The sequence below is a fragment of the Histidinibacterium aquaticum genome (assembly GCF_008710275.1).
Taxonomy (GTDB): Bacteria; Pseudomonadota; Alphaproteobacteria; order Rhodobacterales; family Rhodobacteraceae; genus Oceanicola; species Oceanicola aquaticus.
In genome coordinates this window covers 840,585-858,862 of sequence record NZ_VYQE01000002.1, presented here as the reverse complement: position 1 = coordinate 858,862, position 18,278 = coordinate 840,585, and the positions used below count along the sequence as shown (strand labels likewise).

Annotated in this window: 15 protein-coding genes; 10 read left to right on the top strand and 5 right to left on the bottom strand. The window is 67.4% G+C overall.

The features are described from left to right. The first annotated feature begins 21 nt into the window (after positions 1–21). The 3 genes from F3S47_RS09520 to F3S47_RS09510 are packed head-to-tail and all read left to right on the top strand — an operon-like array spanning position 22 to position 4,831. Complete coding sequence (locus tag F3S47_RS09520) at positions 22–2,148, top strand: PqqD family peptide modification chaperone (protein ID WP_150445002.1); 2,127 nt, start codon at positions 22–24, stop codon at positions 2,146–2,148. Next, a complete protein-coding gene (locus tag F3S47_RS09515; RefSeq protein ID WP_223877772.1) occupies positions 2,141–4,078 on the top strand; it encodes a preprotein translocase subunit SecA in 1,938 nt (645 codons plus the stop codon). Before F3S47_RS09520 ends, F3S47_RS09515 begins: the two co-directional genes overlap by 8 nt. A gap of 9 nt (positions 4,079–4,087) precedes the next feature. After that, a complete protein-coding gene (locus tag F3S47_RS09510) occupies positions 4,088–4,831 on the top strand; it encodes an efflux RND transporter periplasmic adaptor subunit (RefSeq protein ID WP_150445001.1) in 744 nt (247 codons plus the stop codon). On the opposite strand, the gene F3S47_RS09505 is transcribed toward F3S47_RS09510, so the two are convergent. Next, complete coding sequence (locus F3S47_RS09505) at positions 4,828–5,598, bottom strand: hypothetical protein (RefSeq protein ID WP_150445000.1); 771 nt, start codon at positions 5,596–5,598, stop codon at positions 4,828–4,830. The two genes, F3S47_RS09510 and F3S47_RS09505, sit on opposite strands and share 4 nt — an antisense overlap. A 121-nt stretch (positions 5,599–5,719) precedes the next feature. On the opposite strand from F3S47_RS09505, the gene F3S47_RS09500 reads away from it, so the two are divergent. Beyond that, positions 5,720–6,889 carry a BamA/TamA family outer membrane protein gene (locus F3S47_RS09500; RefSeq protein ID WP_150444999.1) on the top strand — a complete coding sequence of 390 codons (1,170 nt, stop codon included), beginning with the start codon at positions 5,720–5,722 and terminating at the stop codon, positions 6,887–6,889. A gap of 24 nt (positions 6,890–6,913) precedes the next feature. Here F3S47_RS09500 and F3S47_RS09495 read toward each other — a convergent pair whose 3' ends face one another. Both F3S47_RS09495 and cls read right to left on the bottom strand, forming a co-directional pair. Continuing rightward, on the bottom strand, positions 6,914–7,618 hold the full coding sequence (locus tag F3S47_RS09495; RefSeq protein WP_150444998.1) for an endonuclease/exonuclease/phosphatase family protein: 705 nt from the start codon (positions 7,616–7,618) through the stop codon (positions 6,914–6,916). Next, a complete protein-coding gene (gene cls / locus F3S47_RS09490) occupies positions 7,618–9,021 on the bottom strand; it encodes a cardiolipin synthase (protein WP_223877771.1) in 1,404 nt (467 codons plus the stop codon). The genes F3S47_RS09495 and cls overlap by 1 nt, the downstream gene beginning before the upstream one ends. Before the next feature lie 228 nt (positions 9,022–9,249). On the opposite strand from cls, the gene F3S47_RS09485 reads away from it, so the two are divergent. Further along, on the top strand, positions 9,250–9,528 hold the full coding sequence (locus F3S47_RS09485; RefSeq protein ID WP_223877770.1) for a tryptophan synthase subunit beta: 279 nt from the start codon (positions 9,250–9,252) through the stop codon (positions 9,526–9,528). A 21-nt stretch (positions 9,529–9,549) separates the two neighbouring features. Here the strand turns inward: F3S47_RS09485 and F3S47_RS09480 are convergent, their stop codons facing one another. Together F3S47_RS09480 and F3S47_RS09475 are read right to left on the bottom strand one after the other, a co-directional pair. Beyond that, positions 9,550–11,625 carry a TRAP transporter permease gene (locus tag F3S47_RS09480; RefSeq protein WP_150444995.1) on the bottom strand — a complete coding sequence of 692 codons (2,076 nt, stop codon included), beginning with the start codon at positions 11,623–11,625 and terminating at the stop codon, positions 9,550–9,552. 96 nt (positions 11,626–11,721) lie between these two features. Continuing rightward, positions 11,722–12,729, bottom strand: a complete 1,008-nt coding sequence (locus tag F3S47_RS09475) for a TAXI family TRAP transporter solute-binding subunit (RefSeq protein ID WP_150444994.1) — start codon at positions 12,727–12,729, stop codon at positions 11,722–11,724. A gap of 270 nt (positions 12,730–12,999) precedes the next feature. Here F3S47_RS09475 and ytfQ point away from each other — a divergent pair, with 270 nt between their 5' ends. From ytfQ to F3S47_RS09450, 5 genes are all read left to right on the top strand, one after another. Beyond that, positions 13,000–13,944: a galactofuranose ABC transporter, galactofuranose-binding protein YtfQ gene (gene ytfQ / locus F3S47_RS09470; protein ID WP_150444993.1), complete on the top strand. Its 945-nt coding sequence runs from the start codon at positions 13,000–13,002 to the stop codon at positions 13,942–13,944. Positions 13,945–14,020: 76 nt separating this feature from the next. Beyond that, positions 14,021–15,526, top strand: a complete 1,506-nt coding sequence (locus tag F3S47_RS09465; RefSeq protein WP_150444992.1) for a sugar ABC transporter ATP-binding protein — start codon at positions 14,021–14,023, stop codon at positions 15,524–15,526. Next, a complete protein-coding gene (locus F3S47_RS09460) occupies positions 15,523–16,545 on the top strand; it encodes an ABC transporter permease (RefSeq protein WP_150444991.1) in 1,023 nt (340 codons plus the stop codon). Before F3S47_RS09465 ends, F3S47_RS09460 begins: the two co-directional genes overlap by 4 nt. Beyond that, complete coding sequence (yjfF, locus tag F3S47_RS09455) at positions 16,542–17,513, top strand: galactofuranose ABC transporter, permease protein YjfF (protein WP_150444990.1); 972 nt, start codon at positions 16,542–16,544, stop codon at positions 17,511–17,513. The genes F3S47_RS09460 and yjfF overlap by 4 nt, the downstream gene beginning before the upstream one ends. Position 17,514: 1 nt before the next feature. Then, positions 17,515–18,267 (top strand): FadR/GntR family transcriptional regulator, encoded by a 753-nt coding sequence (locus tag F3S47_RS09450; RefSeq protein WP_223877769.1) that lies wholly within the window; start codon positions 17,515–17,517, stop codon positions 18,265–18,267. Positions 18,268–18,278 lie beyond the last annotated feature (11 nt).

Here is an 18,278-nt window from a genome sequence, read left to right as displayed (position 1 = left end):
TAGCCGGCGGGACCTGACACGATGGTCGCCCACCTGCGCCACCCCGACTGGTACCTGATTTCAGGGCAGCGGTTCCGCCGTCGATCGGCGCTCGGAACCACGATGCAGGTATTTCGGGGCGAGACCTTCCTTGTGATCTCCGACCGACTGACCGGGCAGCACATGCGCCTCAACCACCAGGCCGAGCAGGTCTGGCGGATGCTGGACGGAGAGCGCACCGTGCAGGAGATCTGGGAGGAGCTGCGCCAACGCCCGGGCACGACCTCCGGACAGTCCGAGATCATGGACTGGATCCTGCAGCTCGTATCCGCGGGGCTCGTGGTGTCGGATCACGAGATGAATCCCGAGCACCTGGCCGACCGGAGCCTGCGCAAGCGCAACAAGCTGACCGAGGCCCGGGCCATGAGCCCCCTCTCACTGAAGTTCAGGCTGCTCGACCCGGCACGGCTGATCCGGGCGACGTACCCGTTGGTGGGCTGGCTCTTCACCCGGACCGGCTTCGCGCTGATCTGCGCGATCCTCCTGTCCGGCGCCGTCGCCGCGGCCCTCAATTTTTCCGCGCTGACGAACTCGGTCGACGGCCAGCTGCTGTCGCAGTCGGGCCTGCTCCTGCTGGTTCTGGTCTTTCCGGTGATGAAGATCCTGCACGAGCTCTCCCATGGCTACGCGGTCCACCGTTTCGGCGGCGAGGTTCGCGAATTCGGGATCATGCTGCTCGTCTTCTTTCCGGTGCCCTACGTCGAGGCGTCGGATGCCCACGCATTTCCGGACAAGCGGGCGCGCATGATCGTGGGAGCGGCGGGGATCATCTCCGAGCTGCTGATGGCCTCGCTGGCGCTCTTCGTCTGGCTGGCCATCGAGCCGGGGATCGAGCGCGCGCTCCTGTTCAACGTCGTGCTGATCGGAACCGTTTCGACCGTCCTCTTCAACGGGAATCCTCTGCTGAAATTCGACGCCTACTTCGTGCTGTCGGACTGGCTGGAGATGCCCAATCTCGCCAAGCGCAGCTCCGAGTACCTCGCGGATCGGGCCTACGTCCACGTCTTCGGTCTGCGCTCCGATCTCGAGGTCCCGCCCGACGAGGCCCGGATACTCGGGACGTACGGATCGCTCGCGCTCCTCTACAGGCTGTCGCTGACCATCGTCATCGTAGCCGTCGTCTCGCAGATGTTCTTCGCCCTGGGCGTGCTGTTGGCGCTCTGGGCGGTCGTGCTGGGGGTGATCGTGCCCTTCGCAAAATTCGTCAGGAAAGGAGTCCGGATGTCGCGCGCCCAGAACCGCTCCCGCCGGTCGGCCCTGCGCGTCGGGGCCCTGCTCGGGGCGATTGTCCTCTTCGGCGCCGCGGTGCCGCTGCCGTTCAACGCCATGGGGCAGGGCATGGTCGTGCCCGCTCCCGGCACCGAGCTTCGGATGGCCAGCGCGGGAACGATCCTCCCAGGTGCCCTCGAGGACGGCGCGCCGGTTTCGGAAAATGACGTGATCGTCACGGTAGCGAACCGCCCGCAGGAGGCACGCGTCCAGTCGCTGCGGCTGACCCAGTCGAGCCTCGAAGACAAGCTCTCCCGCGGCGGGCTGCCGCTGGAAGAGCGGCAGTCGGTGGAGCGCGATCTCGTCCTCACCCGCGGCTCCCTCGTCGAGGCGGAACTGCGCCACGCGGGCCGGGAGCTGACGGCGCCTGCCGAGGGAATCGTCCGGTGGCAGGGGGGGCGACCGCCGGTCTCCGGCAGTTTCCTCACGCGCGGCGATCTGCTCGGGCACATCGAGGCGCCGGGCCGCATGGAAATCGTCCTGGCCTTCCCCTCGGCCTATGCCGGGGAATTTCCCGGCGGGGACGTCAGGCGGATGGAACTCCTGCTGCCGGACACCTCGACGCTCTCCCTGCCGATTGCCCGGATGCAGGTCGTGGCCGCGGGGCAGCAGGTCCCCCGGCAGCTCCTGTCCACGCGCGGAGGACCGGTGCCGGAGATGCCGGATGCTCCGGGGATGGCGCTCGACGCTGCCATCGTCGCCTGGGCGGCCACGGAGACGGACCTGACCGATTGGTCGGGGGCCAGGGTCAAGGCACGCCTGAGCCTGCCCGATGCCACGGCCTTCGAGCAGGTCGCATTCCATCTGCGTCGGCTCTTCCTGCGGGTGATCCGTGTCTGAGGCGCTCTGGCCCCGCCTTCCACTGCGTGCGCCGGCGCTGAGGCCCTTCGCCCGGTCCCGCCGCAAGCCGGTCCGCCGAAAGGTGCCGCGGCTCTCGCGCGCCCGGCTGATGCTGGACGAGCACCTGACATGGCGGCTGATCCGTCCGCCGCGGATCTCTCCTGCGCTGAAGGCCGGGGTACGGGAGGTCTGGACGGAACTGCGTGACCTGGACGACGCCTCCTTCGAGGACTCGCTCCGTGCGGCGCCCTTCCGTGCGGAGAGCCTCTTGCGTCGGAGGGGAGGGGCCTCCGCGATCGCGCATGTCCTGGAGGTCATGCGGCGCGAGACCGGACTGGCGCTGCGAGACAACCAGATCGACTGTGCGATCTCGCTGCTTCAGGGGACCTGCGTCGAACTCCGGACCGGCGAGGGCAAGACCCTGGCCGCAGGACTTGCGGCGCTGGCGGCCGCGCGGTCGCGGGTCTCGGTTCACGTGGTCACGGTGAACGACTATCTCGCACGGCGCGATAGCGAGCTGATCGCGCCCATCGCCGCGCGCCTCGGCCTCCGCGTCGCCGTCATCACGCAGGAGATGCCGGACCAAGACAAGCGCAGGGCCTACGACGCCGACATCGTCTACGGCGCCAACAAGACCTTCGTCTTCGACCACCTGCGCGACCGCCGGGGCACCGCGCGCGATCCCCACGCGGTGCCGAGACAGATGGGTCAGGCCATTGCCATCGTGGACGAGATCGACAGCGTCCTCGCCGACGACGCGACGACTCCGATGATCCTGTCCGAGCCGGGCGGCGCGCTGCCGGTCCAGGAGGGGGAGCTCTTCCATGCCTTGCACCGGTTCGCCTCGGGCCTCGCCGCGCCGAGCGACATCGTGCGGGACGGCCGTGGAGCCTGGCGGCTGACCGACGTCGGCCTCCACAGGCTCGAGGATGCGGCAAGCCGATGGCGCCACCCTCTCGCGGGTAGCGAGGACATCGTCTCGCTCGCCGAAACGGCGCTCTCTGCGATCCACATGTTTCGCGAGGGTGAGGCATATGTCATTCGCGACGGCAAGGTGCAGATGATCGATCAGTCCACGGGACGTCTCATGCCGGATCGCCGGTGGGGCTACGGACTGCACCAGTTGATCGAGATCGACGCGGGCCTCGAACCGACCGAGGAAATGCACACGGTCGCGCAGATCACCCAGCAGACCTATTTCCGCCAGTATCGGATACTGTCCGGTCTGACCGGGACCGGACGGGAATGCAGCGGCGAGTTCTGGGCGATCTACCGGCTGCCGGTGCGGCGGATCGCGCCTCATGCGCCGCCCCGGCTGCGATCGGTCGGGCGGCGGATGCTGCCCGATCGCGCCGCGAAGTGGACCCATATCGTCCGCCGCGCCTGCGACATCGCGCAAGAGCGGTCCGTGCTCGTCGGCCTCAACGACGTGAGCGAGGTCGCGGAACTGGCCGGGGTCTTCCGCGCCGCGGGGCGTGAGGTGGCCGTGCTCGACGCCCTGACGGAGGCGCAGGAGGCCGAGATCGTCGCAGAGGCTGGCCAGCCCGGCCAGATCACCCTCGCGACCCACCTAGCCGGGCGCGGCACCGATATCGGGCTGGCCCCGGCGGTGCGCGAGGCCGGCGGGCTTCATGTCGTCATCGGCAGCTTCATGGTCTCGGGTCGAATGGAACGGCAGCTCTTCGGTCGGGCAGGGCGCCAGGGCGACCCCGGCAGCTACGAACGAGCCTTCTCTCGCGAGGACCGCGCCATCCGGGAGGGGACGCCGACTCTGGTCTGGCGCACGCTAAGGGCATTCCTTCGGGTCCCCGGGCTGCGCTGGCCAATCCTCGCGGCTCTTCACCGGCGGCGCGATGCCGTGGCCCGCAAGGCGCGCCGGGAAACGCTCTTGCGGGAACAGAACCTCGCCAGAACCATCGGATACGGATAGGACTAGCCCATGACGTTGCTTTCGCTGACCCGCCGCGCCTCCGCCTGCCTTGTTCTGCCTGTCCTTCTGTTGCCGCCGCTTTCCGCCGCCGCGCAGGTCAGTGGTGATGCGCTGTCCTGTCTGCTGGTGCCCGCGCGCAGCAGCGACGTTGGCAGCCGGCAGGCCGGCATCGTGACCGAGCTCCCGGTGCAGCGGGCCCAGCTGGTGGCCGAAGGCGACCTCCTGATGCAGCTCGACGACGAGTTGCTGCGGGCCGATCTGCAGCAGGCCGAGATCCGGCGAGAGGCGGCGGAGGCGCGTATTGGCCGCGCCGCCCGGTTCGAGAGCAGCAACATCATCCCGGGCGAGGAGATGGAGACGATGCGGACCGAGCTCGCGCTGGCCGAGGCTGCGGCTGAGCGCGCCCGCATCCAGATCGAGCAGGCCCGGCTGACGGCTCCTTTCCCGGGTGTCGTGGCGGAGGTTTTCGTATCGGAGGCCGAACGCATCGGTGCCGAGCCCGTTCTGCGGCTGATCGATCTCGGCACGCTGGAGGTCGAACTGGTCTTCCCGACCGAGGCCTACGGCGAGATCCAGGCTGGAGAGGACCTGCCGCTTGAGGTCGACCTGACAGGGGACGAGGTTATCGCGACGGTGCGGTCGACCGACCCCTTCATCGACGCGTCCAGCAATACGTTCTCGGTGATCGCGGAGATCGACAACTCCGACCTCGCGATCCCCTCCGGAGCGAGCTGCCGCCTCGCCGGTGGCTAGAGCCCGGCCAGACGCGACACTTCATCGGCGCCGGTTTCAAAATAGAAGCTGAGGAAGCGCCCCTTTATCGGATCGGTACCCCCTGCGACGTGGAGCAGGGGCTCGCTCCGGGCGGCCTCGCGGAGGTCCGGCGCGGCTTCGGCCAAAGGCCATGCCTCGAGCGCTGACGCGAGCGCCTCCCGGTCGAGATGGGCCCGGCGCACCGTCACGAGCCAGGAGTCGCGCCCCGCTCCTCTCGTGCGGGTAAATATGCAATCAGCGCCCTCGATGGCCCGGAATGCGCGCGCGACGGCAAGCTCGTCCAGGCCGAAGGCGGCACAGGTCTCCAGCAGCGGCGGGAGTATGCGGTCCGTTGGGGCCATTGGCTCGCAAAGGTAGGCGTCGTCGCGCAGGCTGCCGTCCGGGAGGGCCTTGGTCCCGCGGTAGACGGGGAAGGGCGACAGGTCTCCGGCTTGGACCCGCTCCACCATCTGGTCCCAGAACTGCGTGTAGAGCCGAACCGATCCGCGGGTGTCAGTCATGCCGAGCCCGAGGGCATCCGCGTCGCGGGCGGTCTCCGTCCAGCGCCGGACGGCTGTCTCGGGCATACCCAGCGACGTGGCCGCGCGGGCGATCCGGCGCGTCGCGTTCCGCGAGGCGGGGAAGAAGAACAGCATCCGCCGTTCGACCGCTCCCTCCAGGGAAAAGGACCAGGATCGGTCGTAGGCTTCCGCGGTATCGCGAAGCCGCGTCAATGCCGCCGCTGCATCGGGGGTCAAGGAATTCATGGCCGCAGCTTGACCCGACGGCCGGCATCCCGCAACCATCGGCGTAAGGGGACCGTTGCGGGGCAGCGCCTCCGGCCCCGTGGCCGTGCTGATACCCCCGCGACACGACGGGGGATGGGACATGGGTAACTTTTTTCAGCGCTTCCGGCGCCTGGCTTTGGTCTGCGCCACGGCACTGACTGCGCCGGTGGCGACACTCGCGCAGGACGAAGATGCGGCCTCGACTGCCGATGCCGATGTTTTCGAGACCGGCCTGGGCGAACCGATCGGCCGGGTCAGCGGGCGTCTCGCTTACAACAGCGAACGAGGTCCCATTGTGGGACTCGGGATCGAGACGACGCGGTTTCTCGGACGGGACCAGCACCTGCAATTTGCGGTCGAAGCCGACGAGAACGACACGCGCTATCGCCTTCTGACGCGGAGCGACGACCTGTTCGGAACCCAGCCGCGTCTCTCCCTGCTGATCGAGTCCCGCCAGCAATCGGCCAACGACAACTTCGCCTTCGACGTCAGCGCAAACTCCGCCCGGGCCGGGCTTGGTTGGACACTTACGGACGACCTCGATGCCACGAGCTACCTGCTGGTGTCGCGGGACCGGATCTACGATGTCGCGCCGAACGCTTCGGCGTTGATCGAGGCGGACGCGGGGACCAGCGACCGCGTGGCGGTCGGCGGGGAGCTGGACTACGTGCTGCGGGATCCAGAAAGCGGGCAGTCGGTCAGGCTCGACCTGGGCCTCGAGCTGGGAAAGAGGGACGATGCGGACGAAGGATACCTCAAGATTACCGGCGGGCTGGCCTACACGCAGCGTCTGCTTGGAGGGGACGTCATCCTCAACCAGACGCTTCGTGCCGGCGCGATCGACAGCCGGGGCGGCACATCCTCCATAGGCGACAGGTTTATCCTGGGGTCGGGCTCGATCCGCGGCTTCGAACTCGCCGGCTTCGGGCCGCGGGACCTCGCCGTTGGGCGTGAACCGGCTCTCGGCGGCAATCGTTTCGTGGCGGCCCGGACCACGGGGTGGTTCCCCAATGCCCTTCCCGACACGGACCGCATCGCTCCCGGCGTGTTCTTCGATGCCGGGAGCCTCTGGGGCCTCGACGACACGGGCGGCGGCCCGGGCGGGGCCTCACCGGTCGACGACGACTTCAGCCTGAGGGGTTCGGCCGGGGTGACGGTCCGGATCGCGACGGGGATCGGCCGGCTCGACATCTCGCTGGCGCATGTACGCCTGCAAGAGGACTACGACGAGACCCGGACGGTCCAGGTCTCGTTCTCACAGCAATTCTAGGGGATCACGGGCCGAAGGACTGTTTCACTTGTCTTCGCTGTCCGGGATTGCCTGGGCCGGTTCGACGCTCGCCCAGACCGGCAGGTGATCGGAGGCCACCCCTGCCAGGCTGCGTTCGGCGACCCCGTGGTCCAGGATGCGCACGGCGTTGCCGTGTGCGAAGCGGTCGAGAGAGGCGACCGGGCGCGAGGCGTGGAACGAGGGCCCCGGGGCGACGACATGCAGCCTGTCTTCCCAAGGCTCGAAGCCGCGAGCGGGGGACCATTCGTTGAAGTCTCCGGCCACAAGGGCATTCTTCGTCATCGGCCCCAGATGCCTCAGGATCGTCGCCATCTGCAGGTGCCGCCAGCGCCGCAGGAGCCCGAGATGGGTTCCGACGATCCAGAGCCCAGCGACCCGGACGAGAACCGCGCCGCGGGGCTCCAGACCGGGAAGCTCCAGCCTCATCCGGCCTTCGATCGGGAGGCTCCTTCGGACGAGCACGGCATTCCCATGCCAGCCGATCCCGCCTCTGCCTACGGCGAGATCGACGACCTCCAGCGATGTCTCCCGGGCGATCATCTCGCGGGGCAGGGCGGTGGGCCGCGCGCCAAGGCGCTTGTCAGCTTCCTGCAGCAGGGCGACATCGGGGTCGAGCTCATTCAGCACGCGCAGGACACGGGCCGGGGAGCGGCGCCAGTCCAGGCCGACCGCCTTGCGAATGTTGTAGCTGACCACTCGCAGCGCCATCAGAGCACCGGGGCGAAGAGCCGGGCCAGTCGCGCGCCGACCTGCATCCAGAGGGGCTGCTGCGCGAGCGGCGTTTCGAGCAGGTCCGACGCCTCCATGTCCAGTCGCAGCATCGCTTCGGTCCGCGCGGCGAAGCCGGGGTCCTCGATCATCACCATGGTCTCGAAATTGAGGCGGAAGGAGCGATTGTCGAGGTTGGCGGTCCCGATCCCAGTGAGGTCGTCATCCACGAGCACGACCTTCTGGTGCAGGAACCCCTCCCTGTAGCGGTGAATCTGGACCCCGGCCTCGCGTAGCTCATCGAAGAAGGCGAAGGCGGCGAGCCAAGGCAGGTAGTGATCGACCCGGGCAGGCATCAGCAGGCGGACATCGCAGCCGTCCAGCGCAGCGGACTTCAATGCGGAGAGCGTATCGACATCCGGTACGACGTAGGGGGTCGCGATCCAGACCCGCCGCCGTGCCCGCGTGATCGCGGCAAAGTAGAAGAGAGCACCGGTATCGTGCTTGTCGGCCGGTCCCATCAGCACCGTCACCGCGTCGACGCCACCCGGAACCGTTTCGGGCGACCAGTCGAGGGCATCCCCCAGTTCCTCGCCGGTCTGCCAGTGCCAGTCCTGCACGAAGCCGAGCTGCAGTTGCGACACGATCGGACCGCGCAGGGCGAGGTGCGTGTCGCGCCAGTGCCCCATCTGCGGGTCTCTCCCCAGGTAGAGATCGGCCACGTTATGCCCGCCGATGGCCGCCCAGTGACCGTCGACGATGACTGTCTTCCGGTGATTGCGGAAGTTGATGCGGCTGCGGGAGCTCCGCGGCCGTCGGCTCGCCGGGTCGGGGAAGTCGACGCCCGCGTCCAGCAACCGGCGGCGGTAGGAGGCGGGCAGGCCGTAGCTTCCGACCCGGTCGCAGAGCAGCCGGACCTTCACGCCGCGCTCGGCAGCCGCGACGAGGTGATCGGCGAAGGCTCGGCCCAAGTCGTCGTCCTCGATCGTATAGAACTGGACGAGGGCGTAGCGTTCGGCCGCGTCGATCGCCTCGAAGATCGTGTCGAAGGTCGCATCGCCGTCGATCAACAGATCAGCCGAGTTGCCCGGCATGGAGGGAAGCTCCGCCAGGCTGGAGAAGACGCGCATCCTCTCCGACGCTCTGGCCGTATCGTCCGGCGAGGGCAGGCCGATGCCCTGCGTGACGGCGAGACTCCGGCGGTGAGACATTCGGTGAGGGCGCAGCTTGTGTTGCCCGAGCACGGCGTATGCCGGGACTGCGACCCAGGGTGCCGCGACCAGGAAGATCGCCCAGGCAACCGCCCCTTGTGGGGTACGGGCCGAAGAGACCGCGCTCCAGACGCAATAGGCGGCTGCCGCCACGAGCGCCACGCCCACGATTGCGGTCAAACTGCCTGGCACGCGTCCCTCTTCGTCGCTTGTCGCCGCAACGCGGCTCCCAATTCTTCAGAACGTCGGGGCGCGCGCGGGCCGTGTCAAACCTGTATGCCGGGCCGACGCAACGACCGCGGCTCCACACAAACGTGGAGACTGGTAATCCGGTCCTTTGGTGTCCATGTCTCGGTCGGAGTGATGATGATGAGATTGGTCCAGCAGCCAGTGCCTGAGAGCAGGGACAAGAAGCGACTCTTGCGCCAGATCTGGGCGCTGGAACGCAGGGCCCCGGCTTTGCGCAAGCCGCTTCACTTCCTGCTCAGGGATCGCTGGTTCATCGTTCGCCTGCCTATCGCACTCATGCTGGTGTTGGGCGGGCTCCTGTCGATCCTGCCGTTTCTCGGTCTCTGGATGCTTCCGCTTGGCCTTCTGCTGCTGGCCGTCGACGTCCCGATCCTGCGCCCGGCCGTGTCGTCAAGCGTCATCCGGATGCGGCGCTGGCTCGCCCAGCGATTTCGCCGGAAGCACCGCTAGCGCGTCACCACGTTATCCGGTTCAGGTCGACTCGCGGTAGCTCACCGACTTCCCGATCATGGGGAGCTGGCGGAGCACCGCGGGCAGAACCAGCAGGATGCCGATCACCGTGGGCCACAGGCTCGGTACCACCAGAAGCAGGGCGGAGATCGTGAGCAGCACGCGCTCGTAGCCGCGCAGCGGAGCGAAGAGCCAGCCGGCGAAGACCGAGGAGAGCATCCAGATGCCGGCCATCGCGCCGAAGGTCGACAGGAAGAACTCCGACCAGGTGAAGCCCTCGGTCACCAGAAGCATCGACGGGGAGAAGACGAAGACGAAGGGTACCAGCGCCTTGCCCATCCCGAGGCGGAACGCGGTGTTACCCGCCTTGAAGGCGTTGGCGTCGGCGATCCCCGCCGCGGCATAGGCGGCCAAGGCGACAGGCGGCGTGATGTCCGCCAGAACGCCGAAGTAGAAGACGAAGAAGTGCGCCACGATGGGCTGCACGCCGAGCAGTCCCAGGATCGGAGCGGCGACCGCGATCATGATCAGGTAGTTCGCGGTCGTGGGGATGCCGCAGCCCATGAGAACACAGACGATGGCCGTCATGATCAGCGTGAAGAGCAGTGTCAGCGAGGGGACCGACATCACGTCGAACGGCAGGAACGCGAGACCGGCGCTGACGGACTCGGCCCACTGTCCCGCGACGGAGGTCACCATGTAGGCGATCTTGAAGCCCACGCCCGTCAGCGTGACGACGCCGATGATCACGCCCACGAGCGCGGCCGCGGCGGTGACCGAAAGCGAGTACTTCGCGCCCAGCACGAAGCCGTCCCAGACGCCCTTCACGAATTCGGTTGCGGCAGCGCGAAGGTTGGTGCCGTGGTCCACGAGGCTCTGGATCGCGAGGACGCCGATACAGGCGGTGATGCCCCAGAAGGCGGCGAGGTAGGGCGTCTTGCCGGACAGCAGGATCGCCACGAGCACGAAGAGGGGAAGTGTGGTCAGCCAGCCTGCCTTGAAGACGGCCCAGGCCACCGGAAGCTCGTCTTTGGTCAGCCCGCGCAGACCGCGGCGGCGAGCCTCGAGGTGGACCTGAACGAGCACACCGAAGAAGTGCATGAAGGCCGGCACGAGGGCGGCGGTCAGGATCGTCGTCAGCGGAACGCCGAGATACTCGATCATCAGGAAGGCCACGGCGCCCATGACGGGCGGGGTGATCTGCCCGCCGGTGGAGCTCGCCGCCTCGACCGCGGCGGCGAAGTGGCGGGGGTAGCCGATCCGGATCATGGCCGGGATGGTGAGCGAGCCGGTGGTCACGGTGTTGGCGATCGAGGAGCCGGAGATCGACCCCAGCATCGCCGAGGACAGGACCGAGACCTTGGCGGGACCGCCGGCGAACCGTCCGGCCAGCGCCGATGCGAGGTCGATGAAGAGCTGCCCCAGTCCGATGCGGGTCGCCATCACGCCGAACAGGACGAAATGGAAAACGTAGGTGGAGATGACGCCGAGCGCGGTGCCGTAGATGCCCTGCGATGTCAGGTAGAGGTGGTTGACGATCCCGCTCCAGTCGGCGCCCGGGTGCGTCAGGACGCCCGGCATGTACTGACCGAAATAGGCGTAGGCCATGAAGAGGACGGCAATCACCGGCAGTGGCCAGCCCATGGCGCGGCGGGTCGCTTCGAGGAGCGTGACGATCAGGATCGTCCCCATGATGACGTCGATCGGCAGCGGATTACCGACGCGGAAGGCCAGATCGTTGAAAATCCAGGGGACGTAGAGCGCGGAGACCAGCGCGCCGGCGGCGAGGACCCAGTCGACGATGGGCAGGCCGAGCGGGGCGAGGAGGCCCGGCTTCGTGGCGCGCGGCTTGCCGAAGGCGACGAAGGTGAAGAACACGAGCGCCAGCGTGACGCCCATGTGCAGGCCGCGGTGCGTCGTGGCCCGGGGGATGCCGTATCCCGCCGTGTAGTAGTGGTAGCAGGCAAGGGCGAAGAGCGTGGCGGCGACCACCCAGCCGAGTGTCGGGGGGAGGGGACGGAAGCGGACCTCGGAGTCGAACTCCTCCTCGAGGGCCTTCATCTCCTCTTCGGTCATGGCTCGGCTGCGCTCGCTCATCGTCTTCTTGTCCTTCTTGGCGAGGGGCCGCGGCCGGAGCCGGCCGCGGTGTCGTTGACTTCCGCGGCGCCTCTTAGAGCGCCGCGCGAGAGGGTCTTACTCCGCCTCGAGGAGCCCGGCTTCCTGGTAGAAGCGCTCGGCGCCCGGGTGGAGCGGGATGCCGATACCGTCGAGAGCAGTCTCGGCGGTGATCTCGGCGCCCTTCTGGTGTCCTGCGTCGAGAAGCTTGCGGGTGTTCTCGTTCCAGAGCGCGGCGGTGATGTCGTAGATCAGCTGCTCGGGCTGATCGGCGCTGGTGACCCACTGGGCCCCGACGGAGAGCGTGGTGACGTCGTCTTCCACACCCTCGTAAGTGCCGCCGGGCACGGTGTTCTCGGCGAAGAAGGTGTACTCGTCGAGGATGCCCTGGGCCTCCTCACCGGCGATCGGCACGATGGTGATGTCGTCCTGGCTCGCCAGTTCGGCGATCGCACCGGCCGGGAAGCCGCCGACGAAGAAGAATGCGTCCATGGCGCCGTCGCGCATCCGCTCACCGGCTTGGTCGGGCTTGAGGTACTCGGCGTCGACATCGTCTTCCGACAGGCCGTAGGCCTCGAGGATGATGCGCGCGTCCACCAGCGTGCCGGAGCCCGGCTCGTCGAGCGAGACGGTCTTCCCGGCCAGGTCCGCCGGGCTTTCGATCCCCGCATCCGCCGAGGCGACGAGGTGGATCGTCTCGGGATAGAGGCTCGCGATGGCGCGGAGGTCCTCGACTGCCGGCTGGTCTTCCCAGATGCCGGTGCCGGTCTGCGCCCAGGTGGCGACGTCCGACTGGGCAAAGCCCGATTCCAGCGTGCCGCCCGCGATGGCGTTCACGTTGGCGACGGAGCCGTTGGCCGAGAGGGCCGTGGCGATGAGGCCCGGCACGCCGCAGGAGCCGCCCTCGTCACAGGCGCGCGAGCCCGGCGGGCTCGAGATCGCGTTCGCGATCAGACCGCCGATCGGATAGTAGGTGCCGGCCGTACCGCCGGTCCCGATCCGGAAGAACTGCGGCTCCTGAGCGCTGGCTGCGGTGCCGAGCGCGGCTGCCGCGAGCGCGACGATGGTCGTCTTGATCGAAGACATGTGTGCCTCCCCTTTTGCGTTGAGTATGTGCTCTCAACGAAGCGCAGGAGCGCGGGAAACACAATGCCGAGTTCACCTTCGACCGGCTCGGCCCTTGCGGAAAGCCCGATCAATGGTCGGGCCTTCTCGTCCAAGCGCCCGAATGGCCCGGTTTTTTCTTTATTTTCAGACGGAAAGAGGAGCCATTCTGTTGCGTGAAGATTTTCGCTTGAAATAAATCATACTGTATGACTTTACTCCGGCAGGCTTCGGCCGAATAGGGAGGAAATCATGAAGAAACTTATGCTTGGCGCAGCCATTGCTGCGCTCTCGACAGGTGCGACCGCACAGACCATCGGCTTTTCGCAGATCGGATCCGAGTCCGGCTGGCGCGCCGCCGAGACCACCGTAACCCGGCAGGAAGCCGAAGAGCGTGGCATCGACCTTCGCTTCTCGGACGCGCAGCAGCGGCAGGAAAACCAGATCGCCGCGATCCGGTCCTTCGTCGCCCAGGGCGTCGACGCGATCCTGCTCGCCCCCGTGGTCGCGACCGGCTGGGACAGCGTGCTGGAAGAGGCCAAGGAGGCCGAGATCCCGGTCGTTCTTCTCGACCGCCAGGTCGACAGCTCCGAAGACCTCTACCTGACCGCCGTGGGCTCCGACCTCGTCCACGAGGGCGAGGTGGCCGGTCAGTGGCTGGTGGACAACAAGCCCGAGGGCGAGTGCCGCGTCGTCGAACTGCAGGGTACGACGGGGTCGTCGCCTGCCATCGACCGGGCGACAGGCTTCCGCAACGCGATCGAGGGCGACAAAGAGATCGAGATCGTCCGCAGCCAGACCGGCGACTTCACCCGGTCGGGCGGCAAGGAAGTCATGGAGAGCTTCCTGCAGGCCGAGGGCGGCGGCGAGAACATCTGCGCGCTCTACGCTCACAACGATGACATGGCCCTCGGCGCGATCCAGGCGATCAAGGAAGCGGGCATCGATCCGGGCGACGACATCCTGATCGTCTCCATCGACGCCGTTCCGGACATCTTTCAGGCCATGGCCGACGGCGACGCGAACGCCACCGTCGAACTCACGCCGAACATGGCCGGACCGGCCTTCGACGCGCTCGACGCCTACATGAACGACGGGACCGAACCGCCGAAGTTCATCCAGACGGAGTCCGCGCTCTACACGCAGGACGACGATCCGATGGCCGAGTACGAGGCCCGCAAGGACCTCGGGTACTGATAGCCGAGCGGCCCATTGGGCCAGGCGAAGAGCGGGGTGCTTTCGGGTGCCCCGCTCGTCCAATCGGAGACGTCGCATGCTCCTCACGACCCGCAAGCTGACGAAGACCTTTCCCGGCACCGTCGCGCTCGACGGCGTGAGTTTCGGCCTCGAGGCCGGCGAGGTTCATGCCCTCCTGGGCGAGAACGGTGCCGGCAAGTCCACTCTCATCAAGTGCCTGACCGGGGTCTATTCCCGGGACGCCGGCGAGATCGAGCTGGAGGGACGCCCCATTTCGCCCGCGTCGACCCATGAGGCGCAGGAGCTCGGGATCGGCACCGTCTACCAGGAAGTGAACCTTCTGCCGAACCTGACCGTGGCCGAGAACCTTACCTTCGGACGCCAGCCGACGCGGTTCGGCATGGTCTCCGGGCGGAAAATGCGCCAGGCGGCCGCGGAGATGCTCTCGGGCTACGGGCTGGACCACGTCAATGTCTCCCGAGAGCTGGGGACCTATTCCGTCGCGGTTCAGCAGATCGTCGCCATCGCCCGCGCGGTGGCTCTCTCCGGCAAGGTGCTGATCCTGGACGAACCGACCGCGAGCCTCGACGCGCGTGAGACCGAAACGCTGTTCGATGTGGTCAGAGGGCTGCGGGAAAGGGGGCTCGGGATCGTCTTCATCTCGCACTTCCTCGACCAGGTCTTCGACCTGTCCGACCGTCTGACCGTGCTGCGGAACGGCCGGCACATCGTTACCGCCAAGACCTCCGAGATGCAGCGGCTCGATCTCATTCACCATATGCTCGGCCACGAACTGGAGGAAGCCGAGGACCGGAGGAGCCGTCGCGAGGCTGGCGCCGAACGGCTTCGGTTCACCGGTCTCGGCCGGCGCGGCAAGGTCGAGCCTTTTGACCTCGCTGTGCGCGAGGGCGAAGTCATCGGTCTCGCCGGTCTACTCGGGTCGGGCCGCACCGAGACGGCAGACATCCTCTTCGGTCGCACGCCCGCGGACCGGGGCGAGGCCACGGACAGCGAGGGCTCCGTCGATCTGAGTTCGCCGCGGGCCGCCATCGCGGAGGGCTTCGGCTATGCACCGGAGGACCGCAAGACCGACGGGATCATCGCCGACCTCTCCATTCGCGAAAACATCGCGCTCGCGCTACAGGCCCGGCGCGGCTGGTCCAAGCCGATCCCGCGCCAGGAGCAGCGCGCCCTGGCCGACGAGTACATCCGCCGCCTCGATATCCGGACCTCAGATGCCGAGAAGGCCGTCGGCGAACTCTCGGGAGGCAACCAGCAAAAGGTCGTCCTGGCCCGCTGGCTTGCGATGAACCCGCGCTTCCTGATCCTCGACGAGCCGACCCGCGGCATCGACGTCGGTGCGCATGCCGAGATCCTCAAGCTGATCGGAGAGCTGACGGGGCAGGGGATGTCGATCCTCCTGATCTCGTCGGAATTCGATGAACTGATCGCCGCATCGGACCGGGTCATCGTGGTCCGCGATCGCCGGCACGTCTCGGAACTCGTCGGAGACGAGATCGAGACCGGCCGCATCATCAAGTCCATCGCCGCGCACGACACGGCGGAAGGAGCCGCGCCATGAGCCTTGGCCTGCGCCGCATCGCGCCCCAACTGTTGACCCTCGCCGCCCTGATCGCACTGGTGTCGGTCTTCTTTCCCGGCTTTCTCGCGGTCGAGCTGAGCGAGGGCCGTTTCGTCGGCAGCGCCGTCGACGTCCTCAAGCGAGGCGCGCCGGTCGCGCTGCTCGCCGTTGGCATGACGCTCGTCATCGCGACGCGCGGGATCGACCTCTCCGTCGGCGCCGTCATGGCGATCTGTGGGGCGGCGTCCGCCTGGGCGATTTCCAATGACTACGGTCTCGTGCTGTCCCTCCTGGTGGGGCTGGGGGCCGGCCTGCTCTGCGGGCTTTGGAATGGTATCCTCGTCGCCGTCTTCGGCATTCAACCGATCGTCGCGACGCTGATCCTCATGGTGGCCGGCCGAGGCGTGGCACAGATGATCACCGAGGGCCGGATCCTCACCTTCAGCCATGAAGGTCTGGCCTTTTTCGGGGCCGGGGCCGTCCTCGGGATCCCGACACCGATCCTCGTCTGGATCGGCGTCGGGCTGGCCTTCGGGTTGCTCGTCCGGCGCACCGCACTGGGTCTGCTGATCGAGTCCATCGGCATCAACCGCGGGGCGAGCGCCCTGGCCGGGGTCAACGCGCGCGTTCTTCTCGTCGCTGTCTACATCGCCTCCGGGCTCTGCGCCGCCGTTGCCGGGATCATCGTCGCCGCGGACATCCGGGGGGCCGACGCCAACAATGCGGGCCTCTGGCTGGAGCTCGACGCGATCCTCGCCGTGGTGATCGGCGGGACCTCCCTGATGGGAGGGCGCTTCTCCATCGCGGCCTCGCTCCTCGGCGCGCTGATCATCCAGACCATCGACACCGGCATCCTGCTCGCGGGCTTTCCGTCCGAATTCAACCTCGTGATCAAGGCCGGCCTCGTGGTGATCATCCTGGTGCTTCAGTCGCCTAAGGTCTCGCCACGGCTCTCGCGCAAGCTCCGGAGGGAGCGGGGCGCCGGGGGCATCTCCCGAACGAAGGAGGCAGTCGAATGAACGCCCGCGCGCTTCCGCTCTACGCGACGATCGCAATCTTCCTGATTGCCTACGTCATCTGCTACCTCCAGTTCCCGGCGATGCTCTCGACCCGGGTGATCGGGAACCTGCTGACCGACAACGCCTATCTCGGCATCGTCGCGGTCGGGATGACGGTCGTGATCCTCTCGGGCGGCATCGACCTTTCGGTGGGCTCGGTGATCGCCTTTTCAGGCGTCTTCATCGCGGTCCTGTTGCGGGACACCGGCCTGCATCCCCTCATCGTCTTCGCGCTGCTGCTCGGTGTGACCACCGCCTTCGGAGCCGCGATGGGAGGGTTGATCCACGGCCTCGCAATGCCGCCTTTCATCGTCACGCTCGCCGGCATGTTCCTGGCGCGCGGCGCGGCCTACATGCTGACCATCGACAGCGTGCCCATCGACCATCCCTTTTACGACCTCCTCCAGGACGCCTACTACCGGATGCCCGGCGGCGGTCGATTCACGCTCATCGGGGTGCTGATGCTCTTGAGCGTGGCGGCGGGCATGCTCCTCGCCCACCGCACGCGGTTCGGGACCTCCGTATTCGCGCTGGGCGGTGGCGAGCATACGGCCCGGCTCATGGGCGTCGCGGTCGGCCGGACGACGGTTCTGATCTACGCCTTTTCGGGCTTCATGGCCGGCCTTTCGGGCATCGTCTTCTCCATCTACACCGGCTCGGGCTACCCCTTGGCCACTGTCGGAACGGAACTGACGGCCATCGCGACCGTGGTGATCGGCGGGACGATCCTGACCGGCGGCTCCGGCTATGTCTTCGGCACGCTGATCGGCGTCCTGACCATGGGCTTGATCCAGACCTACATCGTCTTCGACGGCTCGCTTTCGAGCTGGTGGACGAAGATCGTCATCGGTGTGCTTTTGCTTCTCTTCATTTTGCTTCAGAAGGGGCTCTTGATGATTGGACAGAGACAACAAGGTGGCCTGACCTGACATGAAGCAGCTTCTCGACCAGATCGACCCGCGCCTGCACCAGGGAGGTGGCAGCCATGGTCGTGTGGTCGAGGGCATCGGGCGGGCGATCGTCGCCGGCGACCCGCCGCCGGGAGAGCTGCTGCCGCGCGACGAGGAACTGGCCGAGACATACGGCGTATCCCGGACCGTGCTTCGCGAGGCCATGAAGACGCTCGCCGCCAAGGGCATGGTCGTCGCGCGCGCCCGCGTCGGTACTCGAGTTCGGCCGCAGCGAGAATGGAACATGTTTGATGCCCAGGTCCTGCGCTGGCATCTGGACGGAGAGCCCAGCAGCGGCTTCTACGAGCAGCTCTTCGAGATGCGCCTTGCCTTCGAGCCCTTCGCCGCGGGCCTTGCCGCGAAGAAGGCGACGGACGAGGAGATCAAGCGCATTTCCGAGTGCGTGGAGGCGATGCGCGCGGCAGAGACGGAAACCGCCTTCTCGGCGGCCGACCTGGAGTTTCACCGGGCCGTCTTCGACGCGGCCGGCAACGCCTTCTTCTATTCCGTCGTTTCGCTTGTCGGCGTGGCGCTGCTGTCGCTTCTCAGAAAATCCTCGCCCGACCCGCGCCCGGATCAGCAGGCCGCGATCTGCGACGGTCACCAGAGGATCGCCGATGCCATCGCCGAGCGAAACAAGCGGGCGGCAGAGGATGCCATGAGGTCCGTCATCGAGGTCGGCTGGTCGCGCGTGTTCGGCGACGAACTGGCGACACATTCGAGCGGATCGTAGCCAGGTCCACG

Coding starts and splice junctions, on each gene's coding strand:
- F3S47_RS09520 (WP_150445002.1), top strand. CDS start 22: ATGGTCGCCCACCTGCGCCACCCCGACTGGTACCTGATTTCAGGGCAG.
- F3S47_RS09510 (WP_150445001.1), top strand. CDS start 4,088: ATGACGTTGCTTTCGCTGACCCGCCGCGCCTCCGCCTGCCTTGTTCTG.
- F3S47_RS09505 (WP_150445000.1), bottom strand. CDS start 5,598: ATGAATTCCTTGACCCCCGATGCAGCGGCGGCATTGACGCGGCTTCGC.
- F3S47_RS09500 (WP_150444999.1), top strand. CDS start 5,720: ATGGGTAACTTTTTTCAGCGCTTCCGGCGCCTGGCTTTGGTCTGCGCC.
- F3S47_RS09495 (WP_150444998.1), bottom strand. CDS start 7,618: ATGGCGCTGCGAGTGGTCAGCTACAACATTCGCAAGGCGGTCGGCCTG.
- F3S47_RS09480 (WP_150444995.1), bottom strand. CDS start 11,625: ATGAGCGAGCGCAGCCGAGCCATGACCGAAGAGGAGATGAAGGCCCTC.
- F3S47_RS09475 (WP_150444994.1), bottom strand. CDS start 12,729: ATGTCTTCGATCAAGACGACCATCGTCGCGCTCGCGGCAGCCGCGCTC.
- ytfQ (WP_150444993.1), top strand. CDS start 13,000: ATGAAGAAACTTATGCTTGGCGCAGCCATTGCTGCGCTCTCGACAGGT.
- F3S47_RS09465 (WP_150444992.1), top strand. CDS start 14,021: ATGCTCCTCACGACCCGCAAGCTGACGAAGACCTTTCCCGGCACCGTC.
- F3S47_RS09460 (WP_150444991.1), top strand. CDS start 15,523: ATGAGCCTTGGCCTGCGCCGCATCGCGCCCCAACTGTTGACCCTCGCC.
- yjfF (WP_150444990.1), top strand. CDS start 16,542: ATGAACGCCCGCGCGCTTCCGCTCTACGCGACGATCGCAATCTTCCTG.
- F3S47_RS09450 (WP_223877769.1), top strand. CDS start 17,515: ATGAAGCAGCTTCTCGACCAGATCGACCCGCGCCTGCACCAGGGAGGT.